23 protein-coding genes, 2 tRNA genes and 3 pseudogenes are annotated in these 26,806 nt (G+C 37.5%); 13 read left to right on the top strand and 15 right to left on the bottom strand.

Features of this window, described 5'->3' with window-relative positions:
- Positions 1-95: 95 nt before the first annotated feature.
- From HNQ69_RS01950 to HNQ69_RS01935, 5 genes and pseudogenes are all read right to left on the bottom strand, one after another.
- Positions 96-956 (bottom strand): annotated as a pseudogene (locus HNQ69_RS01950) (MFS transporter); the annotation flags it as partial.
- Positions 953-1,165 (bottom strand): hypothetical protein, encoded by a 213-nt coding sequence (locus tag HNQ69_RS07770; RefSeq protein ID WP_246348456.1) that lies wholly within the window; start codon positions 1,163-1,165, stop codon positions 953-955. The pseudogene HNQ69_RS01950 and the gene HNQ69_RS07770, both read right to left, overlap by 4 nt.
- Positions 1,149-1,793: a hypothetical protein gene (locus HNQ69_RS07765; RefSeq protein ID WP_246348455.1), complete on the bottom strand. Its 645-nt coding sequence runs from the start codon at positions 1,791-1,793 to the stop codon at positions 1,149-1,151. Before HNQ69_RS07765 ends, HNQ69_RS07770 begins: the two co-directional genes overlap by 17 nt.
- 417 nt (positions 1,794-2,210) lie before the next feature.
- A complete protein-coding gene (locus HNQ69_RS01940; RefSeq protein WP_183228406.1) occupies positions 2,211-2,369 on the bottom strand; it encodes a hypothetical protein in 159 nt (52 codons plus the stop codon).
- A 774-nt stretch (positions 2,370-3,143) separates the two neighbouring features.
- Positions 3,144-4,232 carry a YrzE family protein gene (locus HNQ69_RS01935; RefSeq protein WP_183228405.1) on the bottom strand — a complete coding sequence of 363 codons (1,089 nt, stop codon included), beginning with the start codon at positions 4,230-4,232 and terminating at the stop codon, positions 3,144-3,146.
- 743 nt (positions 4,233-4,975) lie between these two features.
- Between HNQ69_RS01935 and HNQ69_RS08305 the strand changes: the two genes are divergently transcribed.
- From HNQ69_RS08305 to HNQ69_RS01925, 3 genes are all read left to right on the top strand, one after another.
- The gene (locus tag HNQ69_RS08305; protein WP_425486670.1) at positions 4,976-5,869 is read left to right on the top strand and encodes an isocitrate/isopropylmalate family dehydrogenase; all 894 of its coding nucleotides are present in this window, start codon (positions 4,976-4,978) and stop codon (positions 5,867-5,869) included.
- A complete protein-coding gene (locus HNQ69_RS08300) occupies positions 5,802-6,437 on the top strand; it encodes a hypothetical protein (protein WP_425486669.1) in 636 nt (211 codons plus the stop codon). The genes HNQ69_RS08305 and HNQ69_RS08300 overlap by 68 nt, the downstream gene beginning before the upstream one ends.
- A 2,084-nt stretch (positions 6,438-8,521) precedes the next feature.
- Positions 8,522-9,469, top strand: coding sequence for an N-acetylmuramoyl-L-alanine amidase (locus HNQ69_RS01925; protein WP_183228404.1), 948 nt, complete (start codon positions 8,522-8,524; stop codon positions 9,467-9,469).
- An 881-nt stretch (positions 9,470-10,350) separates the two neighbouring features.
- On the opposite strand, the gene HNQ69_RS01920 is transcribed toward HNQ69_RS01925, so the two are convergent.
- Entirely contained in the window at positions 10,351-11,556 is a 1,206-nt protein-coding gene (locus HNQ69_RS01920) for a porin (RefSeq protein ID WP_183228403.1), read from the bottom strand.
- 294 nt (positions 11,557-11,850) lie between these two features.
- On the opposite strand from HNQ69_RS01920, the gene HNQ69_RS01915 reads away from it, so the two are divergent.
- Positions 11,851-11,941 (top strand) — tRNA-Ser (locus HNQ69_RS01915).
- Between the two features lie 76 nt (positions 11,942-12,017).
- On the opposite strand, the pseudogene HNQ69_RS01910 reads toward HNQ69_RS01915, so the two are convergent.
- Positions 12,018-12,490, bottom strand: a pseudogene (locus HNQ69_RS01910) (tyrosine-type recombinase/integrase); the annotation flags it as partial.
- 49 nt (positions 12,491-12,539) lie between these two features.
- Between HNQ69_RS01910 and HNQ69_RS01905 the strand changes: the two are divergent.
- The 3 genes and pseudogenes from HNQ69_RS01905 (at position 12,540) to HNQ69_RS07755 (ending at position 14,709) form a co-directional block, all read left to right on the top strand.
- A complete protein-coding gene (locus HNQ69_RS01905) occupies positions 12,540-12,689 on the top strand; it encodes a hypothetical protein (protein WP_183228402.1) in 150 nt (49 codons plus the stop codon).
- A gap of 84 nt (positions 12,690-12,773) precedes the next feature.
- On the top strand, positions 12,774-13,106 hold the full coding sequence (locus tag HNQ69_RS07760; RefSeq protein ID WP_246348454.1) for a hypothetical protein: 333 nt from the start codon (positions 12,774-12,776) through the stop codon (positions 13,104-13,106).
- A 1,423-nt stretch (positions 13,107-14,529) separates the two neighbouring features.
- A pseudogene (locus tag HNQ69_RS07755) lies at positions 14,530-14,709 on the top strand (helix-turn-helix transcriptional regulator).
- Positions 14,710-14,805: 96 nt separating this feature from the next.
- Here the strand turns inward: HNQ69_RS07755 and HNQ69_RS01895 are convergent.
- The 8 genes from HNQ69_RS01895 to rpmH form a co-directional block, all read right to left on the bottom strand.
- Positions 14,806-14,890 (bottom strand) — tRNA-Leu (locus HNQ69_RS01895).
- A gap of 112 nt (positions 14,891-15,002) precedes the next feature.
- Positions 15,003-15,623 (bottom strand): 2,3-bisphosphoglycerate-dependent phosphoglycerate mutase, encoded by a 621-nt coding sequence (locus tag HNQ69_RS01890; RefSeq protein WP_183228401.1) that lies wholly within the window; start codon positions 15,621-15,623, stop codon positions 15,003-15,005.
- A 27-nt stretch (positions 15,624-15,650) separates the two neighbouring features.
- Positions 15,651-16,463 carry a 4-hydroxy-tetrahydrodipicolinate reductase gene (gene dapB, locus HNQ69_RS01885; protein ID WP_183228400.1) on the bottom strand — a complete coding sequence of 271 codons (813 nt, stop codon included), beginning with the start codon at positions 16,461-16,463 and terminating at the stop codon, positions 15,651-15,653.
- Positions 16,464-16,989: 526 nt separating this feature from the next.
- Complete coding sequence (locus HNQ69_RS01880; RefSeq protein ID WP_183228399.1) at positions 16,990-17,682, bottom strand: glutathione S-transferase family protein; 693 nt, start codon at positions 17,680-17,682, stop codon at positions 16,990-16,992.
- 150 nt (positions 17,683-17,832) lie between these two features.
- Positions 17,833-18,480 (bottom strand): ribosome biogenesis GTP-binding protein YihA/YsxC, encoded by a 648-nt coding sequence (yihA, locus tag HNQ69_RS01875; protein ID WP_183228398.1) that lies wholly within the window; start codon positions 18,478-18,480, stop codon positions 17,833-17,835.
- Positions 18,477-20,315: a membrane protein insertase YidC gene (yidC, locus tag HNQ69_RS01870; RefSeq protein WP_183228397.1), complete on the bottom strand. Its 1,839-nt coding sequence runs from the start codon at positions 20,313-20,315 to the stop codon at positions 18,477-18,479. The genes yihA and yidC overlap by 4 nt, the downstream gene beginning before the upstream one ends.
- Positions 20,305-20,697: a ribonuclease P protein component gene (rnpA, locus tag HNQ69_RS01865; protein ID WP_183228396.1), complete on the bottom strand. Its 393-nt coding sequence runs from the start codon at positions 20,695-20,697 to the stop codon at positions 20,305-20,307. Before rnpA ends, yidC begins: the two co-directional genes overlap by 11 nt.
- A gap of 131 nt (positions 20,698-20,828) precedes the next feature.
- Complete coding sequence (rpmH, locus tag HNQ69_RS01860; RefSeq protein ID WP_005864709.1) at positions 20,829-20,963, bottom strand: 50S ribosomal protein L34; 135 nt, start codon at positions 20,961-20,963, stop codon at positions 20,829-20,831.
- Positions 20,964-21,569: 606 nt separating this feature from the next.
- On the opposite strand from rpmH, the gene HNQ69_RS01855 reads away from it, so the two are divergent.
- The 6 genes from HNQ69_RS01855 to HNQ69_RS01830 all read left to right on the top strand — a co-directional run bounded on the left by HNQ69_RS01855 (position 21,570) and on the right by HNQ69_RS01830 (position 25,930).
- Positions 21,570-22,667 carry an Mrp/NBP35 family ATP-binding protein gene (locus HNQ69_RS01855; RefSeq protein ID WP_183228395.1) on the top strand — a complete coding sequence of 366 codons (1,098 nt, stop codon included), beginning with the start codon at positions 21,570-21,572 and terminating at the stop codon, positions 22,665-22,667.
- Positions 22,668-23,236: 569 nt separating this feature from the next.
- Entirely contained in the window at positions 23,237-23,416 is a 180-nt protein-coding gene (locus HNQ69_RS01850) for a hypothetical protein (protein WP_183228394.1), read from the top strand.
- Between the two features lie 51 nt (positions 23,417-23,467).
- On the top strand, positions 23,468-24,355 hold the full coding sequence (rsmI, locus tag HNQ69_RS01845; RefSeq protein ID WP_183228393.1) for a 16S rRNA (cytidine(1402)-2'-O)-methyltransferase: 888 nt from the start codon (positions 23,468-23,470) through the stop codon (positions 24,353-24,355).
- A 4-nt stretch (positions 24,356-24,359) separates the two neighbouring features.
- The gene (locus HNQ69_RS01840; RefSeq protein ID WP_183228392.1) at positions 24,360-24,728 is read left to right on the top strand and encodes a YraN family protein; all 369 of its coding nucleotides are present in this window, start codon (positions 24,360-24,362) and stop codon (positions 24,726-24,728) included.
- A 104-nt stretch (positions 24,729-24,832) separates the two neighbouring features.
- The gene (locus tag HNQ69_RS01835) at positions 24,833-25,078 is read left to right on the top strand and encodes a hypothetical protein (protein WP_183228391.1); all 246 of its coding nucleotides are present in this window, start codon (positions 24,833-24,835) and stop codon (positions 25,076-25,078) included.
- Positions 25,079-25,138: 60 nt separating this feature from the next.
- Positions 25,139-25,930, top strand: a complete 792-nt coding sequence (locus tag HNQ69_RS01830; RefSeq protein ID WP_183228390.1) for a pyrroline-5-carboxylate reductase — start codon at positions 25,139-25,141, stop codon at positions 25,928-25,930.
- Positions 25,931-26,806: the final 876 nt, after the last annotated feature.

The following is a 26,806-nucleotide window of genomic DNA, read 5'->3' as shown; positions in this document are numbered from 1 at the left end:
ATGAAAGCAGAACAAAATGGAGAAGCACGTGAACGCACTTAGAGATAGCCTCTGAGAATGCTGGTATGGCTCGCAAAGACTTCTTCCGTAAAAGACATGAGCCATACAATGTGCGTGAGGGAAAAGCAGAAAATTGCAAAACCAATGGTTATTGCAGCTAATGCTGCTCCAGCAGCATTGCTTAGACTTATCAGGCTTGCAATCACCTCATAGATTTCAGCACTTAAGTTAAGATCGGTGCGGATACGAACAATCGATAAGACGTTGAAAGCAGAGGTAAGGATGATCGTGATAATGAGGGGAGCAAGAGCATAGACAACATTTACGCAAGAGACCCGTTAAATCTAGCCCTTTTTTTGCTTTGCTGGGCTGTGTTTGTCGGTTCTGAAGGCGTTTTTAAACTTTTAAAACAAAAGGTGGTGATGCAGTTTTCACAGAGAACTACAATTGAAAGCACAAGCAATCCTTTTTGCCCGTTTGACAAACCATACAAAATGCCTCTTAAGAGGGGACCGACGATGTAACCAAGATTACGGACTGTTTGGATACTAGGGTTTATACGGTCTAATTGCTGATCAGTCTTTGCAAATTCGGGGACGGCAACGAGGATTGCAGACCAAAAGATTGATCCAGCACAGCCTAGTGCGAAAGAAATGGCAATATAGGACCAGAATTGGTTGACGATTGAAGCTGTGGCTATCAATATCGTTTCAAACAATAAAACAACAGGGACTGTTCGAGCAGTGCTTAAGCGATGCAAAAGGCGCGATGCAATTGGTCCGGCACAAATTACGCCGATAAGGCCCTGCAAAAAGGAGCATTGAAATAGATGCTGTGCTCCCTGCTAATAAGTGTAGAGCAAATGTAACTTGCGCTGTTTCATCGGCAAAGCTGCTAAGAGCCAAAACAAAGAAAAGTCTCATTTGGGTGAGAATAATGGATTTTTTCTTTGTCACAGCGTTCCCCAAGATGCTAAAGCTTTTACAGTTTTTAAAATTTCCTCCTGTGCTGGATCATGTAGTTTATCATTTAATTTCGCTATGTCTATTTTTTCTCCCGATGAAAGTTGAGACAGGAAGCTGTGTAAATGATTATTATATTCAAAACTGGTGCAATGCCCGTTTGCTGCGATGAGCAGTTCTTTTGTTTTAAGCAAGGGACCCATTGAAGGGAGCGGTTGCGCAAAGAGTGATTTCACTCTCAATTTCAGAGATGTTAACAAGAGGGTGACCAACGCATAAACGTGAACTTGTATCATAAATTAATTGAGAAACAAACATATAGCGTTTTAAGGTGCCGTTTGCAATTGCGGTGTTTAGCGCGGAGAGTTGAAAAGCATTATCAGGGTTTAAATTTTCTCTTCCTGATGCACATACGTCATGTCGTGTTTGATCATCAAGATGGAGCAAATGTGTGACATATTCTCTATGATGTTGCGCATCGTTTGCCGTTTCCCAAAAAGCAATATTGACATTTGCGGCAACATTTTTTCCCGTTTCGGCAACATGGAAGGCGTCATAGGGAAAATAGGCAACATGATCTGTACAGTTTTGCAGCGCAATTGCTGTGGATTTATGTTTCTCATCTTCAGGATATTTTATTAGCCCTTGGAGGTTTTTTCGTGTGCTAGGCCATGCAAACATTGTTTTATCATCTGGGAGGGTAAAGCCAAAATTATGCGCGTGATCCACATGGGCCCCAACATGAATAGAAAAATATCGACCGATAAAGTAGTCAATATCCACACGTCCACCGGACCTAAAAACTGAAGAATATGCTAATTGATCTGCCAACTATTTTGCCACATCCCACAAAACAGGAGTCGCGACATATAACCCATAATACATTGACCGCCTATTTTTTTCCTTCAGCATATTGGTTAACGCGGGCAGTATAGCCTTCTATAGTTTTATCCGTATCCAAAACAAGAAAGTTTGCAAGAGGATGTGGCGTGCGTACCCTATTAATCACTGTTATTACTTTGGATTTAGGATTAAGAGCTAAGAGGTTTACAAGGGTGTAGAATGTCTTGTCTTAGAGCATACAAAACATCCCTTTCATGGAAAGGGATGCTTGAAATTGATAACTCAGCTGTTTGCTTAGCCCAAATTTTTTGAGAAAAATCTTCAGAAGATAACTCAAACATGCCAATTAAACACGCTTAACTTTTTTAAATTGGGATTTATAAGCAGATTTTCATCAATCACACATTATTGAGCTTCATGTGAAGCATCCATACCATCCATCATGGTTATTTTACAAACTTGTATGATTTCGCGTTGAGCATATTTAGTGGCAGCTAAAATTGGCACAACTTCATCAGCAGCCAATTCAATAACATTCTCTACATTATTAAGTGAAATACTCATATATCTCCCCCCCTTATAGTTGATAAAAATTAATGATAATCAAAATAAAAAGATCAGCATCCACTGTACTTTAGCATGGATTTTATTTTTATCCAAATACAATGTTGATTGAAAATATCGCTTGCTCTCTTGAGAGGATATAGGATTGGTTTTCTTGAGAAGATTCCTAGAAAGCTTTGAGAATGCCATTAACTTTTGCTATGATAACAACAGAATACGTGTGATTTTTCTGTTAGTTTCTTTGAGAATGCACGGTAGACGGTGTAAAGCCCTATGTGTGCTTGTTAAAAGAAATGGGTTGGATGATCCATAATGTGGGAGATGAGAACCTCTTCCTTTCTATTTTTATCATTATAGATTTTTCTCTTCAAGGATTATTGATTTTCAGGGGAGAGATGGGCGCAATATGCCCTCATCATTCGTTTATTTTGCTTTTAATTTTGAATTGCAAGAGACTTTGTATCGGTATTGTCGGGGTAGATAGGTAAGGTGTTCTCTCAATGCTTACGAGATGGTTTTGTTTTATTTATTTGCGGGTTACAAGGAGAAGTGAGTAAGAAAATAGTAAGGGAGATTAACCTTCATGAGGGTGTTTTGTGAAATGATTGTGTGTCGTTTGGCTTTTCTATAAGTTGCCATTCCATAACTATAAGAGCAAAAACACTGAAAATAATAGCACAAAGCAGGATAAAATGGGTTTCAAAAAAACTTGTAAAAAAAGCTGCACAGAGTGTACAGCTTTTTATCATTTTCATGTTTTTTGCGTTAAAAATTTTAAAGCTTAAAAGAGTCCTTACGGCTTCTGTAACCATAATAGCCAAAAACACTGCAAATAATGGCGCCAAGCAGGCTCCCTAAAAAACCCCACCATCCCATATGTGATGCTTTTGTAACAGCTTTATCGGCAGTATGGCGCATATCTTTTATGGTGTCATCAAGCTTTTTAGAGAGTGTTTCAGTCTGTTCTTCAAGAGCTTTGATGGCTTTTTGAGTTTTTACTTCTGCTGTTTGGTAGAGATAAAGCGCATTGTTGGCAGTTGTTTGTGCATCTGCACGTGTCATGCCATTGTTCATAAGGGCGTTTATGATGTCGCTTTTATCAAACTTTGTCGTAATTGCTTGTGCATGATTAGAAAGACGGTCACTGAGATCTTTCAGATATGTGCGATATTGAGAAGGATCATTCTTAAAAGCTGTTACCGTGGATCCAATATCTTTGAGAGCTGCCTGATAAGATTGTTTTAAGCGGTCAGGATTAAGAGCAGGAATCTCACTTTTATTGAGAAGTGTGTGTAATTCATTCCGCAATTTATCAAAGTCGACACCATGATCTTTTTTCTCATGCAAAAACTTTTCAAAGCTTTCGCCATTTAGTTTTGAAAGAAGAGGGCCGAGATTTGCTTTAAGGTTGTACACGCCTTGTTGAATCATGGAAGTGTTTTCTACAGCAACTTTAGTGCCCAAGCTTGTTGCACTTGAAATTAAGTAGATGGCTTGGATGGTCATAAGAAGTGTTAGCAGAGCCCAGGTTAAAAAGCCATGAAGGATTCCTGATGATTCTGCAAAACGTCCGGCAACAAAACCTCCTAATGCAAGGCTGATAAGTGTAACGATAAGAGAGCCAATTCCAAAAGAGAGGAAAGAACCTTTAAGAGGAATTGAAGAGGTGAGATCCATTTGGTTTAAGCCTAACGCTGCAACCAGAAAAGACAAGCAGATCGAGATGGCGAGAGCTGTCACTAGTCCAGCAAAGATTGCGGACCATGAAATAGGGGGGTGGAAAAAGGGGTATTCTGTCTCTAGGGATGTTTCACCTAGAAAATGGGTATCGAATGGTGTGTCTTCAGGAATGCGGGTTTCCATGTTTTTATCTCCTTGAATGATGCTAGAATGCTGGAGATACAATGCCTCTTTACTCATTATGTTCCAAAATAGACCGATTTGCGTCAAAAATAGACAAAAAACACCGAAAATAGGCGCTGATTGTCATGCTAGCATTACCTATCGAGATTATCATAGTGGAAAATCTTTTTATGGAACTTTAGTCTAGATTCAGTTTACTGAGAATATGAATTTTGGAAAAGATAAATGGTCTATGGAAAATAAGTAAGGAGAAGGGATTTGTACTACAAGGCTGTTTTATGCGATGGTATGTAATGCTTATCTTGTTTACAATTTGTCATGAAGTTTTTTTTCTTCACTAAAATAGGTTATCGGTCATTTTATAAATGTCTTCTTGTTCGACTGTAGGAGAAAATTTAAAGAAATGTGAGGGATTGAAGTACTTTGTGCAGTTTTAAAAATGGTCATGTTTTTCTTATAAGAAATATCATTGTTACTCCTTAAAGACTAGCTTATAGAATGTTTGTCGATAATATCTTTTGTTTTTTTAAGATGAAAAAACAAAAGACTAGAGTTATCTTGTTTAGAGCGGTTGTTTGAATATGCTTTTTCTTATGCACGCAGACACAGTTTCAAGCGGTTACTTTTGCTGACAAGCCAAATATTATGCGGGAGAGTGGCCAATTTGCCAAGACATCTTTGAGACCATTACTTAAAATTATCCAGAAATTGAAGCAGATATTCATAATATTGATGCAGTTGCTTTGTGGATCGCAACGAAGCCAGAGCAGTTTGGTGTAATTGTTGCTGAAAATATATTTGGCGATATTCTCGCTGATCTTGCTGCTGGAGTAATGGGCAGATTGGGCCTTGCGGCTAGTGCGAACGCGAACGTTGGAAGCAAAATTGCTTATTTTGAACCTATTCATGGCAGTGCACCGCGCATTGCTGGACAGAATAAAGCCAATCCTTCTGCTATGCTTTATAGTACAGCTTTTCTCTTAGACCATTTAGGTTTTAAAGATGCAGCGCAACAATTGTCTGAGAGTGTTGATCATGTTATTCGCACTGAAAAAACCGTTACCTATGATTTAGGGGGCGGAGCCTCTACACGTCAAATGGCTGAAGCCGTTCTCAATTCTCTCGCAAACCCTATCTCTGTTTGTCGTGCCGCGATTATTACGGTTGGTGATGAACTTCTTTCAGGACAATATTTAAATACGAATTTACAAGGCTTAAGTCAAAGCTTAGCAAAAAGAAATATCCAAGTCACACGTCATTTTGTTTGCGCTGATCAATTACAGAAAATTAGTGAGACAGTGACTGCTTGTCTTGGGCAAGAAGATCTTATCGTTATCAGTGGGGGATTGGGTCCGACATATGATGATAAAACACGTGAGATGCAATTGCAAAAACCGTTGATTCACCATGAAGCTGTTTGGCAAACGATAAAAGGTCAATGGCAGCGATTAGATATTGTGCCTGATAAAAGCAATGCACGTCAGGCGTTGTTTCCTGAAACAGCAAAAGTGCTCGATAATTTCACGGGCACAGCACCTGGTTTTTATCTCTCCTGTTGTGGGAGTTCCCTTGTTGTTTTGCCTGGGTCCGCCTACGCAAGCTCTTGCGCTTTTAGAAGATTATTTAGAGCATGGTGAGAAAAAGTTTTCTTCTGTATCGCGCACGCAATATGCGTGGACTTTGATTGGAATCGATGAAAGTACTATTGCTCATTGGGTTGATGATCATTTCGCCAATGAACCATTCGAACGACACTTTTTATGGAAAAGCCCTTATGTTCTTGTGCAACTGGTTGGTCAATCATCAACGTCTTTGGCACAGCATTTGATTGAAGAACTTGAAAATTATTTTTGTCCATACTTGGTTGGTGCAGAAATTACCACTGCTTGTAAACAATTAGCAATGCACCTTGAGGTTTATTGGTCTGCTGATGATCCACACCTTTTAAAATATTTTCAAGCAATAGAAAAAGGCACAGAGGATGTTTCACAACTTGAAGCCGAGGTTAGTTTAGCACCTTCTTTGGAGACATTAGAAAAGCAGAAAGAAAGTCTTGGACATGCCACAATGACTGTACGGATGAAAGGCTATGATGATGACCGTATAACTTTTCCCTATACGCGGCTACTTTTAAGCGCAGTCTTACAGGAATGTGCAGCTTGGTTGGTTTTAAAAAGATATTTGCCAACAGAGAGAAGCAAATGATACTCTTTAGGGAGTTAGAAATCCTATAAAAATGATTGTTTTATTATACCATTTGAGTGATATTAGGGAATAGGATTGGGAGCAAAGAGAGATATCTCTTTAAAGAAAGGTTGTGAATGGGCAGCATAATGGCGTGTTATCTTTCTCAAGCAAGGGTTCTATTAAAAAACGCAAAAAATAAAAACAGGAAGTATTGCGGCAATCTTCACTCTTTAAAAGATATTGCTGTGAATGTTTTTGAAAACCGCAAAGCCGAATTTTAAAAGATGCTCAAGATGAATTTTGTTTTTTACCTTTGAAATTTCATGTTTTTCTCAGATGAGACTGTGTTCTTTTATCAAAAATTATCCAAACAGATAGATGCAATATTTTCATGCTAAGTAGGATATAGAAGCTAAGGCAGTTGAAAAAGTACTGAACCGTTTTAATCTTTGTTTTAGGCATGCAGGAGTGTTAGAATAGGTTTTATTTACAAGCAACAGTTAAACTGCATCCTTTTATTGATAAAATAACGCTATAAAACGCAAAACATATCAGATATGAAATTGGAAAGATGTTCCAGCGTTTTATTAAACATGTAGTAAAACAACAGCAATAATACATCTGGTTTGATGCCTGCCGATTCTTATAGGCGTTTGTAAGCGTTCTTTGCGTTTATTCGTGAAAACTATATTGAAGGAAATATCTTGGATAACTCTTTATAAAGGTTTGAAAGGAAGACGGGATAGCATGATAGATTTTTTTTGCGTGCTTGTATTGAGTCTAGCGATACAGGGGAATACTTTTCTCACTGTGTTCTAAAGAGTCTTCCAAGAACGAAAGGGATTGTGTGGGCGATCTCAGGTCAAGAAAAAAGAGAGCTTGCCCCACAGAAGAGAAAAAAACAGCGCATACCTGTCAAGCCTCGTACCAGTGAGCTTGTCGAGTACTTTTGTCGTCTCCGAAAACAATGTTTGATGTGTATTGCTCTTATCCGGTGCAATATCTAATCGCTGCCATTGCCTTTTTATCGCGTAACGGTTTCATCCTGACCGTGGTTTTTTCAAGGAACTGGGTGGTATAGTTTAAAACAACAGTTTTCTTTTAATGCTTTAGATTTTTTACACTAAAGTAATTGGTTTTATCCAATATTAGAATACGGCTAAATGCTTTTGAAAGAGTTCGACTTCTGTTTTTGTACTTGTGGGATATTTGTATGATCCTCTATCCTGATGGTTAAATTTAGTTTTATCAGTTAGGAATATTCTAATCTAAGGGATCTAGAGAAAAAATGCAGATATTGTTGTTTAGATTTTGTACAGCATATTTTTTGAATTAGAGGCTTACATTACCTTCTTTTATAACAAGGATTTATAGAGTTTTTGCTAAAAACTATACGCATATGGGTGTTGTATGTGGCACGAATTATATTGTGAGGGATGAAAAAAATTACCCTTGGAAGTTTATTTTGGTTTAGGTAAAAATTTCCAGCATGTGGATTAAAAGACGAGGGGGAGGTCTCATGGGAGATTCGATGAAAATAACAAGAGAAGCTTCAGTTATATGGGGTATATACAGAAAAATTAGCAAGTTTTGTTGAAAAATATGCCAATGAAGGGTTAATCACAAATTTGCGTTGTTCATGTGATCGTCACTAAATTGACACAAAGTTCTCATAAAATTACCTCTCAGTGGCTTTGTGTTTTTGTAAGGTTGTGCAATCGAAGGAACGATGCCCGGTGTTTTAGTTGGTAAGAGAAAGGGCTGTTTTTTCTTGCAAAGTGTGAATTTGATCTACCGTCTTTCTGTGCTTTTATGTGTTGTTTGACGGACAATTTTTGAGGTATTCGTTTGAGAAAATCGATGATCTTGTGGTGCTTTAATGTTCTCAAAATCACTAAGCTAGTTGTGTGTAGAGGCTTTGCAGTGAACTCTGAGTTTTTGTTATAATTTTGGTGTTTTTGGTTACATAATTTTAAAGGTGGCTATATCTTGATATTGGAATGTCTTTCAAATTTTCAAAAGTAGCTTCAATGTTCATTGTGTGTAAGGCTTGTTGTGATGCGCAATGGTTTGCATAAATGAGATAAAAAGGAAGAATTTCTATGTATCAGATTGATTACAATAGCTATCGTTCTGTCAAAAGTTTTAATCATCGTGTTCGTTTTCTTATAATGCATTACACCTCAATTGATTTTAAGAGTTCGATCACAGCGCTTACAGGGGTAGCGGTGAGTGCTCATTATCTTGTTCCAGATCCATCAGATCAAACGTATATTGAGGCAGGATTTAAGGATATGCGCATCTTTAATCTGGTTGATGAGAACGAGCGTGCATGGCATGCAGGTGTGAGTTCATGGGCTGGACGCACTAATATAAATGATACCTCTATTGGAATTGAAATCGTTAATTTAGCGAGTGGCCATTCTGATTCTTTAGAAAAAACATACACTGAAGCAGCTTTAAAGGATGCGCGTATTTTAAATCCGGAGAATAAAGATGAAGCTGAATTGCAAGCTGGTATTGGTTTATGGACTGAGGGCTGTGAGGTGAGTGGTAAAGCTTTGCAGCTTGAGACAGTTAATTTAGTTACTGATAATAATGAGGGCTTTATATTTCCTCCTTATAATCCAATACAAATTGATGCCGTCAAAGAACTCGCGTTAAATATTCTTCAAAGATATCCAGATATTATGCCAACCGATGTTGTTGGCCACAGTGATATTGCCATTGGAAGAAAGAGTGATCCAGGGGCTGCTTTCCCGTGGAAAGAGCTTTATATGGCGGGCATAGGGGCGTGGTATGATGATGAACTAAAGGATCATTATCAGCAGCAATTTTGTAAGAGTTTTCCATCCAAAGCGGAAGTTTTGGCTAAGCTAAAATGTTATGGATATGATATTTCGGTTGCATGCACTGAAGTTGGATATAAGAATTTGATCCGGGCATTTCAACTTCATTTTCGTCAAGAAAATTATGATGGAATTTTGGATGTTGAAACAGCAGCGATTATCTATGCGTTGGTAGATAAATATTTTTCGTCCAATGCTTAACATGTTTTAATTAAAATACGTGTATCACCATATGTGCATTCTCTTTTGTTAATGGCCTTCTTTGGTTCTTAGTTCATGTATTTTATATGCAAGAAAGTCATTTATGGTGAGAAGAAAATTGCATGTAAAGGCGTGTATGGAAGAAAGCAGAAAAAAGCTCTTTAGCTTGCAGAAGCGATTTAAAGTTCTACTTTTTTATTGTTCCTGTTCTCCTGAAAACAAAGACACGTAAAATTAACGTGTTGTATGCAGTGTGGTAAAAAGAGTAGTGCTTTAAAATTTCGTGAAAAAGAGAGGCGTGATGCTCAATTGCTTATCATAATCATTGGAAGAAAAAAGTACATATTATGGTTTTTCGCTTGTGGTGTGCAGACAGCTTTCAGAAACAATTGAAAGAAGAAAGCAAGTCAGGCGTGCAAATTGCGAAGAAGAGAGGTGTGCTATTTTAAAATCTTTAAAAATTATACATTACTTTTGTTCTTAAGCGCGTTTTTTTAATGTACTATAAAAATACTAAAGTTATAAAATTCCATTATTTATTTTATCACTGTGCATTTTACTAAGAATATTTCTATGATTCTTTGAAGATATATCGAGTGCGTTTTTATTTTTTCCGAGGGTATATTTGCACAGTTTGATGACAAATTTCTTGATGATCAAAGTCAAAATTACTTGAATGATGTGGGAAAACTTTGTGAACTATCCTTATCAACATTCACTTTGTGCATTTTCTTGAGATACTTTTACAAAGTAAGTGGTTCGTTATCAGAGATGACTGAAAAATAGATATCATGTAATATACCATGATCGTCATAAATGACGTTAAAAAATTAGAAACTGACGACATATGCCGCCAGTTTCTAAAAATAGAACTCGGAAAATTAGAATGAGCGCTGAAGACGGATTCTACCTTGAAAAGCACTTTTTCCATTCAGAGCATGTGTGTATGTTGTATTCCCACTTGTGTTTTTGAAAGTGCTATCATCGTTCCAAGAAACATAAGTCAGCTCAGGAGTAATTACGAAGCCTGGAACCAACGTGTATGCAATATTTACAGAAGTTGCAAAGGTCTTTACAGTGCTATAAGAAACCTGAGCGTTTAAATTTGCTTTTGGAGTGAGTTTGTAAGTTGCACCAGCCCAAGCAGCCCATTTTCCTCCCCAGTTTGCATAGATGGTTGTATTTTGCCGCGATAGAGCATTGTTTCCATCTATCGTGTAGTAATCAAGGTTATTTTTATAACCACCCATCATCCATAGGTTTAAATGATCGTTGGCATTGAAATCTAGACGGACTTTACCTGCCCATTTTTTGTAGTAAGAATCATAAGCAGCAACTGTTGAAAAACCACCCCATTGTTGCATAAATTTTACACCAAAAACCAGATTGGGAGTGTAGTTTTTGATTCCTTTACTTGGAAGAATATCGTTAGGGACAAGAGAAATTTTACCATCTTTATCCACATAATAGTATGTCTTTGGGGTAGGGGTAAGAGCGCTAGCATTGCCTAATTCAGCACCGAGAATAGCAGAGAAGCCAGTATCACCATTAAAGGTGTAAGAAATAAAATTGGTGCGTATGTTTCCTGCTGGCGCTATGCTATCATAGTTGATAACATTGCCATAGCCACCAGTCCAACTGTTGAAAATAGTGTCATCAAGACCTACGCGAAAACCACTAAGTTCAATGTAAGCAGCTGAAAGTTCTCCACCTCGAGCAGCTTTACCATTCGCCCATTCTGAGTAGATTCGCGCATATGAACGAAGTGTTCCTAATTCTGTTTCAGAAGCAGTTTGGAAAACAAGGGTTAATCGTGATGTTGCGTCATAGGTTTCTCTTTTGTTCTCTAATTCGGCATTGGTCGTTGCATCGATGTTGTCACCGCCTAGAAAATCAGCACGAAGATTTCCTGAAAGACGTATGCATGTTTCTGTTCCAGGGATATAGAAATATCCTTTACCATATGCATCACAAACACGAACATATTTTCCAGGCTCTGATTTTGCAGTTAGTGTTGAAGCTGCTTGCACTCCAGAAACTGCTAAAAAAACTGCTGTAGAACTTAAAAAGAGGAATTTAATCTTCATAATGGATCTCCCGTAAAAGGTCCTTTTTTCTTATTAGAAAAATTTTTCTAACTCATTACAGTATAAGATACGCAATATTTACGATTTTAGCTATACTGATCTTTTTTAGATATACCAATGTGAAATTGTCTTTTTGAAGGATATTCGCATACTATTCATGGCAATGTGGCAAAAAAAGCACAATTTTTACTTGTTTATTTTTGTCTGATTGGATCAATGAAAAAAATTTAGATATTTTTGAAAAAAATCGAAAATGTCTTGAACTTTCTATTGATACCATTTATGCACTCTTTTGGAGAGGTGGCCGAGTGGTCGAAGGCGCTCCCCTGCTAAGGGAGTAGGGCTCAAAAGGCTCTCGAGAGTTCGAATCTCTTCCTCTCCGCCATTTTCAATAAAAACAGTACATTATATAAAAATTCGGGAATTTTGCTTCCGTTGGTTCTTTTAACTTATTTTTATATTTATCCTGAACCTTTTTGAAGATTTTTGATTGCTTCTATTGCTAGTCGTTTTCTGTATGCTGTTTTGGTATAAAAAGATGTCATTTTATCCTCGGTCCGCCCGAAAAGTGCTTTCATTTGTGAAACTATAGCCCCTGCATTAGCCGCACGTGTTGCAGTTAATTTTCTCAATCCATGCGCTGATTTTTTAGCATTTGCCGCATTACATGCTTCACGAAAAAGGTTGCTAAAACTTTTTTTAATGAGCTTATTTCCGTTTTTCCCGCAAATGAATGTTTCATCTCAAATAGGATCTATTTTAAGAGTTTTTGCTAATTCAGGCAAAATCAGGAGAAAACAGCTGTTTTAAATTAGCTCTTTTCTGTTTTGAGGTGGATAATATTATTTTTGGTATCTTTCCAACCAATGCGAACGGCGTAACCACAGCGCAAGCTTGTGTAAAGAAAAATATCAGTCCAAACACTTTCATGGGTTTCTTATGTTGCAGAGCAACAATATCCTCCCCGAGGATAATTTTTTAGTATGGGTGGTGGATCTTTTGCGGCCTTACAGGTTATAGAGGCTTATTTAAAAGAATTTGGTATTACTTTTGAGCTGACGGATTTTTTTACAGCCCCAGTATTAAAAGATCAATTTAAAATGATGAGTAATTACAAAGAGAGTAAATGTTAAACAAATCAAAAATCGACTTATCGTTAGAGAATAACTTTTTTAAAAGGTACATTTTACCGAAATTATGCCCTAAAATGAAGGCTGTTGATTTTTCAAATAGAGTATCTTCTGTTAATTCAACATTTGCTTCAAGACACATTCAATATTATCTCTGCTAAAAATTTACAAGAAACTATACATGTAGACCAAGCAAAGTCCATAATCGATTCCTTTAATACACAGAAACTACCTTTAGCTTGGTGGGTTGGACCTCATTCGTCTCATTATAATGTCGGTGAAGTTCTTTTATCTATCGGCTTAGAGCATGTTGAAACAGAGGTGGAAATGGCGGCTTTAGCTCAAGATATAGACTCACATGTTACTTTTATGCTGGATAACTTCAAAATCAAGGAAGTTGATCACTTCAAGATTTTATAGATTATGGAAATGTTATGGCGTCAGTATTCGAGCCTTTTGATGAGGAGGCTATAATATTTTATGAAACAATAAGTGGCTGTTATAAAAAAGATCCTAATGTAGATATGTTCTGTTGGTTATATAAACAATAATCCTGTAGCGATATGTTTTTGTATTAAAGCAGATGGAGCTGGTGGAGTGTATGATATTGTCAACAATCCAGATTTTCAGAAAAGAGATGTTGGGACATTAATGACAAAATTGCTATTGAGCATTTAAAAAGAAAGAAATGTCAATGTTATTGGTATGCAAGCATCTAACGAGGGAATTGGCATTTATAAAAAATTGGGTTTTATAAACTTTGGTGAATTTAAAGTTTATTCCAATAAATACATAGTGGTTTAGCTATGAACTCTTTTTTTTGCTAATCTACAAGAGAATCTATTATTTTCAGCAGAACGCAAATATGGTCAACCAATCTATACAATTAAGGAAGTTTGGCTAATCCCCTTTAATACTGATATAGAAAAGCTGAAATCAGTTATTACAAATATAATTGTTTTAATTGACTCGCTAAGATTTTCTTCCTTTTATGATTTTCAGGATAATTGTCTCAAAAAAAGCATCTATCATAGATCCAATTTGGACAAGTGAAAATTTTTTTTGATATGACTGACAATTTACTATTTGTTGCTGGTATTTATGAAGAGCTAGAAAGCAAATATTAAAAACTACAGTTTCATCATAGTTTATTAGATGGTGGGTCTGTTAGTAAATTGATAGAAAAATCTCCACTTTATGCAATAACCAAGCTGTTAAGCCAGTTCTTGAATACATTATATACGAATATACGATAATCCCGCATGCCTCCTTTCAAATAAAAAAAGCATATTGAAACCTACGTTCCTTTTCTTAAGAACAGTCATCAAGATTTTGCATGCGCTGGCTGGATTATTCGTATAAACGAAAAAGAGCTAGCATAATATTATGGAATATGCGTGTTTAAATAAAGCAAGTTTATTCTCTACCTTAATTTATATTGATTCATTCAAGTTTTTTATAATCTAGATGGTATAGATTTTGCTATACCATTTTCCTCAAGAACTACTGGTAATTTAGAAAAAGTAGGAATACTTGTTGATACCCAGTTATTATCATTAAACAAAAAAACTAAATAATATTTCACCATCCGCCGTTCAGAACTTATTATTAGAATTATTAAAAATTCCTAAATCATTAAGCAATTACCATAACACCTCAAGAATTATGTTAAATTTTATTGATCTTGATATCTTGAAGCTCAAATTAAATTGCGATGATTATGCATTGGTTCCTTGTACTATTTTGCCAGATTATTGTCTGTTTGATTTGCATATCGAGTTTCGTAAAGTAAATAATTTTTTAGATATAATGATTTTTTTGGTTATTCATATAATGAGGCGCTATATATAAATCCACAACTCGTGAATGTGCACAGCTTTTTAGTGTATCAACAACAACGACGCGCAATTGGGTCCTTTAAGGGGGCCTCAACCTATAAGCTAGGGAGAGCAGTAAAGTAGAGAAAAAAGAGATCTTGGCATTCACTCCAAAGAAAAATAAGGAGCAAATAAGAACAATTTAGGTAAGATTCTATAAACTATAGAAGGTGGTCTAAAGGGTGGTTTGAAAATAGCAAATTAAAGAAAAATTTATATATTTCAGTATGTTAAAGAAAAAATGGTGCCCAAAAGAGGACTCGAACCTCCACGCCTTGCGGCACAGGTACCTGAAACCTGCGCGTCTACCAATTCCGCCATCTGGGCTATAAAGTTCATCTAAGCTTGTGAAGCATTTCTGTCAATAAAATTATAAAATTTATCCTTTCAGTTTAAAATATTGAATTTAACCATTTGTTTCTAATGTCATTTTGGAAACTTAAGGGGTGATGATTTTCTTTGATGAAATTGTTGAGTCAGAGTTAAATGTATAAATAATAGGAATGCCGGTTGCTATTTCTTGAGATATAATTTCCTCGCCGTTTAGACCTTCAAGTGCCATAATAAGAGCACGAAGAGAGTTGCCATGTGCTGCGACCAAAACAGTTTCAGAGCGCAGAATATGTGGTTGGATATGGTAAATATAATAGGGCCAAACGCGTGCACCGGTATCACGTAGGCTTTCTCCATTAGGGGGAGCAGTGGCGTAGGAGCGGCGCCATATTTGCACTTGTTCTTGCCCCCATTGTTGACGCACTTCATCTTTGTTTAGACCAGAGAGATCTCCATAATCACGTTCATTCAATGCTGGATTTTTGACCAATTGCAAATTCGATTGTCCCATTTGTTCTAAAATGTGCTGTGCTGTTTTTTGCGCGCGCTGTAAGGTAGAAGTATAAGCGATGTCAAATTTTAAACCAGCTGCTTTAAGTTTCTTTCCTGCTGCTATTGCTTCTGCATGACCTTTTTCTGTCAAACCAGGATCTTTCCAACCCGTGAAAAGATTTTTGAGATTCCATTCACTTTGTCCATGACGGATGAGTATAAGTGTGCGTCCCATTATAAAATTCCTGTCTTTATTGACTGTTTAAAATTCATCGTTCAATCCCAAAACATCGAGCATTGAATAAAGACCATTTTTATGATTCTTTGCCCATAAAGCTGCTTTTAATGCACCATGGGCAAAAATAGAACGTTTTTGCGCTACGTGTGAAAGAACGATGCGCTCATTTGGGCCGGCAAAAGTGACACTATGATCGCCAATAACTGTTCCACCTCGTGAACAGGCAAAGCCAATATTGCCTTTTTTACGCTTACCTGTATGACCGTTGCGTCCGCTAATGCTGTTATTTTTGAGTATAATATTGCGACCTTCGGCTGCGGCTTGTCCGAGAAGAAGAGCTGTTCCAGAAGGGGAATCTACTTTGTCCGCGTGATGCATCTCATAAATCTCAATATCAAAATCATCAGGCTCTAATACTTTGGCTGCTTTCTTTACAAGGTTTGCTAAGAGATTTACTCCAAGACTCATATTTCCAGATTTGACAATCGTTGTATATTTCGCAAAATCTGCAATTTTTTCTTCGTCGGTTTTGTTAAATCCCGTTGTGCCAATAATATGCACAAGACCTTTTTGAGCAGCATAGTCGGCGTAAAGAATACTGGCTTGTGGTTGAGAAAAATCTAAAATACCCTCTGTATTAGAAAAAGCGCTTTCGGGATCATCAGTGATGCGAACACCAAGAGAATCTGAACCAATCAATGTGCTGGCATCTTTGTTTACAAACGACGATCTTTCACGCACAAGTGCAGCACAAAGTTCTACGTCTTTCCTCCGCTGAATAGCTGTAATGAGCTCGCGTCCCATTTTTCCATTGGCACCAACAACTGTAAGACGCATATTTTTCTCCTTATGTCACTTTACTTCTTGTAGTATAGGCAAATTCTCTTCTTCTTTCCAACGGTTCTTTTTTCTATAGAGGAAAATTTTGCTTTTTTCGTTATATGAAAGGGGGTGCCAGTTTATAGAAGCGCATGATGAGAAATACCTTTCTTCGCTTTATAGGGTAAACAATGTGCGTGTTACGCAAAAGGTTTTTTATGTCTTGGGTAAAATGTAGAATGATAAGCCGTAGTATCATTCTGTTTTCTGGCTCCCAATATTGCTCAAGTTTATCCATTTAAACGGTTTTTATCCATATGCTCATTCTGCTTATAATGTGCAAGAAAACAACTTTTATGATTCATCATAAGATAGAGTTGAAAGGAGAAAATATTGGTGTATTTGAAGGCAATTTAAGCTGTAAAATGATAAACTATCTTTACAAGTCAAAGCCTTCCTAAATATTTTATAAAAATTTATAAGATTTTATGAGAAGTCTATTTTCTGTGATGTTAAGATTGTTTTAATTTTTCAGGAAAGATGTTTAGAAGTCAAGATCTGTATAATGAGGACTCGCTACAATTCCCCGAATGCGATCTGTTAAAAGAGAGCGAAAAGAAGGCCGTGATTTAATTCGCATATACCAGTCTTTGGCGGCGGGATATTGTTCCCAGTCAATTTCTCCTAGAAAATCAAGTACAGAAATAGAAGCTGCAGCTGCCAGATCTGCATAGGATAATTCAGAGTCGACTAACCAGTCGCGAGATGCGCACAGCCAATTTAAATAGTTCATATGTGGTGGAATATTAGCGCGCGCATTGCGTAAAATTTGTGAATTAGGGGCGCCACCACCAATGGCGAGTGGCATTTCACGTTTATAGATTCGTTCTCGTACGATATGGTGCGTCGCTTCAGTTTCAAATTTATTTAAAAACCAGTCATTGAGACGGCGGACTTCAGCACGGCCTAAAGGGTTTTCCGGAAAGAATTTGTTCTCTTGTCGTAAACTCCCATATGTTTCATCTAAATATTCGTAGATAACAATGGCTCCTGATAATGGAACTTCGTGTTCATCAAGAAGAACAGGGACATGACCAGCGGGATTGAGGGCGAGAAATTCCTGTCTTCTGGCCCATTCATGTTCTTCAATCAGTTGAATGGTTACACCGTATTCTCCAAGAATGAGGCGTATGAAGCGGGAGGCAGAAGATAGAGGAGAGTGAAAAAGTGTCAACATAATCTATGGCATCAAATAGAGTTGATGAAAATTCTTTCAAGTATAGGAATTTTTATAAAGATGCTTTACGAGAAGTACAAGATTATTAGCAGAAGCTCACAATTATGTTTAATAAATATGTTTAATAAACTCTTAATGAGGGGATGTGTTTTATATTGCAATTGTTTGCAAAATGGCAGTACGCAATTCTTCTAAACCGAATGCTTTTTCTGAAGATGTCACAAGAAGTTCAGGATAAGCTGCTGGACGTTTGAGAAGCGTTGTTTTTGTAATTATTAATAATTTTTCAAGGTTGTTGGATTTTATTTTATCACTTTTCGTGAAAACAATTTGATAAGAAACGGCTGCTTTATCAAGGAGATCTAAAACATCTGCATCGTTCTTTTTGATTCCATGACGTGAATCAATCAAAACATAAACGCGTTTTAGTGTTGTGCGACCTCGTAGATAGCTAAAAATCAAATTTGTCCATGCATCAACCAAACTTTTAGGAGCTTCGGCAAAACCATAACCTGGCATATCTACCAGTGCTATAGGAGGCAAATCTCCTAGTTGTCCACTGAAACCATCGGGTACAAAATAATTAAGTTCTTGAGTCCGTCCTGGTGTATTTGAAGTCCGTGCCAAGTTTTTTTGTTGGAGAAGTGCGTTGATCAAAGACGATTTCCCAACATTAGAACGTCCCGCAAAAGCGATTTCCGGTGGCCCTTCGGGTGGAAGAAAGCGTATTGCTGGTACACCACGAATAAAAATCCAATTGCGAAAAAAAATTCTAGAAAGAGAAGAATTTTTTGTCATTTATGCACTTCTTTTTCGGGTGACTTTCGCCACATGGCTTTAAGATTATCGAAAAGCTCAATTTCAACGCCTTGGCATTTCATCATGATACCTTGCTGTATCATTGACAAGATATTGTTCCATGCCCAATAGATGACAAGACCAACAGGGAAGGAAGCTAGCATAAAAGTAAAGACGACCGGCATCCATGTGAAGATCATAGCTTGTGTTTGGTCTTGAGGAGCTGGATTCATACGCATTTGTAAAAACATCGTTACTCCCATGATTAAAGGCCATGCACCAATCATAAGAAACGTTGGAGTTGTATATGGCAAGAGACCAAATAGGTTAAAAACAGAAGTTGGATCAGGCGCAGCTAAGTCTTTAACCCACCCAAAGAAAGCTGCATGCCGCATTTCGATGGTGATATACAGAACTTTATAAAGAGCAAAGAATATTGGAAATTGAACCAACATTGGCCAGCATCCTGCAAGAGGATTAATTTTTTTGGTTTTATACAGTTCTATTATTGCTTGTTGTTGTTTTGTTCGATCATTTGGGTATTTTTCTTTTATTTCCAGCAACAGCGGTTGTATAAGCTTCATGCGCGCCATCGATTTGTAGGACTTATTTGCTAACGGGAAGAGAAGCGTTTTTAACAGCACTGTCACAAGAAGAATGGCGATACCAAAATTGCCTGTTTGCTTATAAAGAATGTCAATGAGAGAAAACATTGGCTTGGTGATAAAATCAAACCAACCCCAATCGATTAAGAGAGCAAACTTCTTAATTTTCAAGCCATTTTGATAGTGGTTAATGATTTCCACTTGTTTTGCACCAGCAAAAAGACGATTTATAATAGTTTTTGTCTCATTTGGGGCAATCATTAAAACCGATCCGAGTAAGTCAGACTGATAATGCGTTTGCAAGCGATCAAAATAAATAAAGCGGCTTGTATATTCTTTATCTTGTGGGGGAATAACTGCTACAGCCCAATATTTATCGGTAATACCAACCCAACCTCCTGTCACTTTAGAGAAAGTCATACTTTTTTGACCATTCTCTGGATTTGGATCAAGTTCCGCTAAGGTTTTATATTTTTCTGTTTTGAGTGAGTCGCCTGCAATAGCTATCATGCCTTCATGAAGCAAATAGGTTGCATTTTCATGTTCTGGTGGAGCTGCACGTGCAACGCGCGCATAGGGGGAGAGATATATTGGTTTATCCCCCTCATTGCTGATAGAATCCTTAATGGTAAACATGTAGTGATCATCAACAGAAACGACACGGCGGAAAATTTGTCCCTGTCCGTTATTATAAATTAAAGTAACGGGTGTTGAAGGGGTCAGGGTTGTATTGTTTCCCTCTATTTGCCATTGTGTGTCAGATTGTGGCAAGGACTCTGCTGGTAATAGTGAACTTGTAAAGCCAAATTCAGCAAGGTAGGTTGTTGTAAATCCTTTAGGGTTTAACAAAGCAATTTCCGGTGATTTTTTATCCACTGTTAGGCGATATTTTTTGAGTAGAAGATCATCAAACTGTGCACCAACAAGGTTAATAGAGCCTTCAAGTTCACCGGTTTTGATGGCAATTCGATTTGTTTTGGACAACACAACTTTTCGAATTTCAGGCGTTATTTTGTGATCAATGATAGGTGCTGATCCGTGTGCTGGTGCAGCATCAGAAAAATTTGTAGCAGAATCAGAAAGTGCTGATCGTTGTTTTGATAACTGCTGTGCGATTATTTGTTTTTTTTGTAACTCAGCTTGTTTGGGTGCAACATGAAGAAATTGCCATGTGATAAGCACTATGAAAGACAATCCAATGGCGATAAAGAAATTGCGGTTATATTCCATTCGTATTACCCTGTTGCCGTTGCTGATGTTGTGTTTTTGGTTTTATTCGTCGGTTTAATTCATTGATCAAAGATGCAAAAGGTGCGTGGAGTGCATCAGGATGTGCTACAATGACATAATCCGTTCCTGCTTCCATGTTATCTGTTAAACCAACCCTTACTGCTTCGCGCAGACGTCTTTTAATACGATTACGTTTGACAGCATTACCATTCTTACGTGTAACAGTGAAGCCTACACGCGCAACACGAGGAGATTTTATTTCTGCTGTTTGTTCATGGGATTTAACTTCGAGCAAAAATAAAGGACCACGTCGCTTTTCTCCTGTACGTACAGCCAAAAAATCCGCTCTCTTGCGAATGCGGCAGGGAGGTTTTTTCTTCATAAAGAACGCTTCGTAACTTTAATAAATGCCTGCAATAGCAGGCATTGGAGGTTCATAACGACAGCTCCACAACGAAGAAATGATGAACAATTTCCAATCGTTGTGAAAGTTTAAATAGTTAAGTTAAACGCTTAAGCGGATAATCGCTTACGTCCACGTGCACGCCTTGCAGCGATAACTTTACGGCCACCAGCTGTTGCCATACGTGCACGAAACCCATGTCGGCGTTTACGAACAAGTTTAGAGGGTTGGTAAGTACGTTTCATTTATCTAAATACCGCGGAGTGCGGCCCTTCTTAATCTATGGGCAATTATACGCTAGATGAACAGTCTTATCCTATCATACGATTGCTGATCCATAAGGAAAAACATAAAAAAAGTCAATCTCAGATTATTTTTGTCTCTTTTAAAAATACTAAAAGCTCTACGGTGAAGGTGCATTTTTTTGTAAAACTTTAAAATTTAAAGAAAATGATATTGCTTAAGGTTTCTTAATTTACAGCTATTTCTTCTGTAATACACGTAAATTTTCAAAGTGTTAAAGGCATCAAGAAAAAAGTGTGGTTTGTTATATGCTATCGTAAGGTGTATTTATTTTAACATATGAAGTTTTCTGAGTTTTAGTTCTTAGAAAGCTCTTTACAGAAAGATTCTTAAAGTGGGTTAATTGCAAACATGTTTAAATAGGATTTTATATTAGGTTTTAGACACGATATTTTTATTTGAGGCTTGTTTAGTGTTTTAAAAGAGATATGGTATAAGATATTGACATTTTATAGTTCTCATAAAGTGGGAAGTTTAAGATGATTAAATTGAAGTATTTTTCGTCCTTATTGCTATATTTTCTAGAATTTTTATAGAGAGGAAAGAGAATGCGTCTTATAACAAGCGAGGCTATCCGCGACGCGTTACATAACCTCAAAGGACCGGATTTTGAAAATGATATTGTATCATTGGGACTTCTTTCAGAAATATTGATTGCACAGGGAAAGGTTTTTTTTTCCATTACAGTTCCTGATGGACGTGTGCAAGAATGGGAATCATTGCGGCGTGCTGCTGAAGAAGTAGTGTGTGCTATGGAGGGAGTTGAATCTGTTGTTGTCACACTTACGGCAGAAAAAAAAACGATGGTATCTTCTCAGATGCATAGTAATATAGCTTTTTCTGCGCCAAAACGCAGAGCAGCGAATAGATTGCCGGTAAAAATGCCAATAGAAGGTGTTCGGCATGTGATTGCGGTTGCTTCTGGAAAGGGGGGGGTTGGTAAGTCTACAATGGCAATAAATATTGCCTTAGCTTTACAGGATTCTGGTTTTAAAACGGGTTTGATGGATGCGGATATTTATGGTCCGTCTTTGCCACGGTTGACAGGACTTGTTAACCAAAAACCACAGCGCCTTGATGTGAAAAAACTTCAACCGCTTGAAAAATTTGGGCTTAAATTGATGTCGATGGGTTTTTTGGTTGAGGAGGAACAGCCGGTGGTATGGCGTGGTCCCATGGTAATGGCCGCGGTGACGCAATTGCTAAGAGATGTTTTATGGGGACCTCTTGATGTTTTGGTTGTGGATATGCCACCAGGTACAGGGGATGCACAATTAACGCTTGCGCAGCAAGTGCAGCTAACGGGTGTGTTGGTTGTTTCCACCCCACAAGATCTTGCTTTGGTGGATGCACGTAAAGCAATAGAAATGTTCATAAAAGTTAATGTTCCTATTTTAGGGCTCATTGAAAATATGAGTTATTTTATTGCTCCTGATACGCGAAAGCGCTACGATATTTTTGGTTATGGTGGTACGCGTGCAGAAGCGAAGCGTCGAGACATACCTTTCTTAGCAGAAATGCCGCTTGATGCAGCTTTACGGTCTTCTTCAGATGATGGTGTGCCAATCTTTGTTGCTAAACCGGATGAGGAGCATGCTAAGCTTTACCGTGCGGTTGTTGATCAAATAAAAAACAACTTTTTTTAAATTACCATTTTTTCCTAAGATTTTTTAGAACATAATAATTTAAAATAGAAAAAACTCTTTGTAGGGGAATTGTCGTATATGAATGTTTATTATTAAATAAATAGGCTCTTTCAGATATAAAATCAGTAAAAAAATTGATCGTGTAGTGGGTGGTTATGTTTTTTATAAAACTATCAGGTGATTTTTATTGCTAGAATGGATTTGTCAGAGGCTTTGATTCAAATCCAAACAGGGATAAAAAAGTATAGTTTCAATATGAAACTGTTGGATATTGGTCATATCGTTGCAAAAGTGGTGGAGAATGTTAAAAAATGAGATGTTGCGGTGCGAACGATTTACGCTTATCTAAAATGATAGAAGGTCGTCGTTGTAGCTGCCAGCGGGTAATTCATGTTTATTGGGGGTGATATTGTGTACCCACTAGTAGGGTGGGTTTGAAAAGAGTGGGTTGTCAAAATAATTTGGAAAATTTAGTGCTTAGCAAAGTGAGGTAAGCATAAGGGAGAGAAATTGCGGCTTCGGCTTTTAAAGCGGGGGGATGTTGAAAATTGTTTGCGTTTGGTGTGAGATTGACTACACGCGGAGTTTATTCTTCTGGAAGTGATGATGATCAAAAATGTGGGATGATACGCATTAAAAGCATGGATGGTTTTAGTAAGCGATCTTGTTGTGATATGAGCAACTTCCGAGTGATTTGGTCCTTTTGTGGTGGCAAAAGGATGGCGGAAATTGATAATACGCGCGGATAAAGATTTTGGTGAGAGCTGATGCAGAGAGGTTCCTTGATTATGAAGAAGGGCATGGGTGAAAAAGCATATTTTATAGGTGCGCATGCTTATTCTGCACCTGTAATAGAACCAGCACTTTATCTTGTGGCAACGCCTATCGGAAATCTTGCAGATATTACTCTTCGTGCTTTGCAAGTCCTTGCAAGTGTTGATATTTTAGCTTGTGAGGATACGCGCGTGACGCGTATTTTATTGGAACGCTATGGTATTGAGAAAAAACCATTTCTTTATCATGAATATAATGCACAAAAGGCAGGTCCTAAATTATTAGCAGCTTTGGCAGAAAATAAAAGCGTGGCGCTTGTCTCAGATGCTGGGACACCACTGATTTCTGATCCTGGATTTCGTCTGGTCGAAGAAGCGCGCAAAGTTGGTCACAAAATTGTTCCGATTCCTGGTGCATCAGCTCTTTTAGCTGCTCTTGTTGCGACAGGGCTTCCCACCGATAGTTTTTTCTTTGCGGGTTTTTTGAGTGCACGCAAGGCACAGCGTCAAAAGCGATTGGAACAGTTAAAAGCTATTCCTGCAACTTTGATTTTTTATGAATCGCCACATCGTCTTGTCGAGACTTTACAGGATATGGTCTCTCTTTTTTCGGCTGACCGTCCTGCTGCAATCTGCCGTGAATTGACAAAAAAGTTTGAAACAGTGGATGTTTCCAATTTGGGCAATTTGCTTGAAAACTATAAGAAACAAGCGCATATTCGTGGGGAAATTGTTGTGCTTATTGGGGAAGCTCTTTCCTCTTTGGAAGTGATGAGTGATCAAGAAATTGATGAAATGTTATTAGAATTGGCGCGTACGCATTCTGCAGCTGAGGCGGCTGCTTTGACGGCAAAGAAAACTGGCTTAAAAAAGCAAGAACTTTTTCGACGGTTGAATTTTTTAAAGGATGCGTGAGCTGATGCAAAAAGAGCGCAGACAAAAGTCTTTTTATCGAGGTGTTCGTGCAGAAAAATGGGCTGCTTGGTGGTTGCGACTCAAAGGATTTCATATTGCTGAAATTCGTTTTAAGACAAAGTGTGGTGAAATTGACTTAATTGCGCGGCGTGGAAACCTTGTTTTAATCGTTGAGGTAAAAGCACGCTCAACATTGGCTGAAGCAATGGCTGCAGTTTCTCGGATGAATGAGAGGCGCATTGAGGCAGCAGCCGATATTTGGCTAGCACGACAAAAAGATCATGCTCTTTTATGTGTACGCTTTGACTTGATTGCAATTTTGCCGTGGCGTTGGCCACAGCATATTCCTGCATTTTTTACATCTGATAAATAGACGTTTCTGTCTCGTTTTAACTATGGTAGATGAAAAAGGTTTTCTTTTTATATTACACATAGGGTAAAAATGCGCAGCAGTTTGTGCGCAGTGAGGAGCAAAATATGGATGATTATGAAAAGTTTGCAACGGGATTGTTGATTGTTTTTGGAGCGTTGATTATTGGTGGTTTAATGGCGATGCATATTGTCCTTATGAATAAACCAGGTTTTTTATTCGCATTAGCGGCTGCCATCGTTGGTTGGCTTTCTGCTTTTGCGATTCTCTTTGATAAGCCTAAAGTCTATTTGGGATTGATTATTCTTGCTGTGTTATGTGTTGCTTCTTCAATTAGTGTTTATGTGAGCTAAAATGTATGTATTGAATTGCTGGTTGAGCTTTCTTTAAAATTATAAGAGCGAGGAGTAAAGATGAAAATTGGCTTTTTGGGAACAGGTAAAATCAGTGCTTCAATGATTGATGGTTTAATGATGAGTACTATTGACGTTTCTTCTATTGTTGTTTCACCACGCAATGCGCAAAGTGCAGAGCGCCTTTCGCAACAGTATGAAAAAGTTCTCATTGCTGAAAATAATCAAGCATTGTTGGATGTTAGTGATTGTGTTTTTCTTTGTTTGCCCAACCAAATTGCAGAAGAGGTTTTGCGTTCTCTTCGTTTTCGTCCCGAACAGCTGGTCGTTTCCGTGCTTGCCATGGCAAAAGCGGGACAAGTTGAAGAGTGGATTAACCACAAGGTTTATCGTGCTATTCCACTTCCTTTTGTGGCAGAATGTAAAAATTTGACACCAATTTATCCTGATCATCCATTTTTACGCAGTTTATTTGATGCTTTGGGTGGTACATTGGTGTTGGATCGGGAAGAAAAGTTTAATCTTTTTATGACTGCTGGTTCACTCATGGGGGTTTATTTCAATTTTATAGAAACAGCACATCAATGGCTTATAACACAGGGGTTAAAAAAACAGCAGTCGGCAGATTTCCTTGCTATGATGTTTGGAAACCTTACGGACGAAATGCGCAAAATTATAACAACTGATAGTTCTGCATCTCTTGATTTTGCACTGCTTGAGAAAGAGTTTTCAACGAAGGGGGGAACAAATGAGTTTTTGTCAAATTGTTTTTTTTACCAAGGGGGAAGAAAGGCTTTAACCAGGGCTCTTGACACGACTTTGCAAAAAATGAATGCTCCGTTTCCAAATTAAAAATACTTGGTCGATTTTTTTCTTTGATCTAAAGAAAAGGTATTAATGCCCGTATTTAGGTCGCTTTCGACACAGAATCTGCAAAACTATTTGCTCTAAACGTTCAAAAGTAGATTGATATTTAAGGTTTTTTCTACAGTAGTCATTTGATTTATGAAGATCATTCATTGTTTACAGCTTGAATGAGAACACTGAGTACAACAAGTTTCTTTTCTTTCAATTTTTCTTATTATGAATCAAAAAAATGTTTTCTTGTCTTTCATAAGAGGGATGAATGTATGAATAAAAATCGTTTAAGAAGGGACAAAATGTACTTCTTATGAAATGACTTGAATGCAAGAGGAGGTCGAAATATTTTGCGCTGGTAAGAAAGAATGGTGGTGCCGGCATGTACTTTCATAAAAGTAAAAGAGAGTCATGCGCAGGGGGCGTTCTGTCTTTCATGGATAGCGCTGTGAGATAGGCTTGTATTGAGTCGAGATGTCTTTTAAAAACAACTAGATGAATGGAATGGTGCAGTGGTATGTTGTGTTTCATAAGGAAAAGAATGAAAAAAGCAAAAGCATAAGACATTGCGCAATTCCCACTCTTGAAAAGATATTGCTGTGGATGTTTTTGAAGATTGTAAAGCCTGAATTAAAAAGGGATAATGACGAGGGAAAGAGTTTACACTTTTACCAGCCAGGATGGTCAAAATATCTTAGTCATTCTTTTGTTATTGATAGGTAAAAATTTTTTAATCACAGAATATTATTTTTCTGATGAAAAAGCGATGCGGTAGTGAGAGTGCTTTATTGTGAGAGGGATGATAGAATAGGTTTTATATTGTGAAAGAACTTGTGCATGAAATGTATCGGGTAGGATTCTGATTTTAGA

The sequence above is a fragment of the Bartonella callosciuri genome (genome assembly GCF_014203215.1).
GTDB classification, from domain to species: Bacteria; Pseudomonadota; Alphaproteobacteria; order Rhizobiales; family Rhizobiaceae; genus Bartonella; species Bartonella callosciuri.
This window is presented reverse-complemented; position numbering and strand designations above follow the sequence as displayed.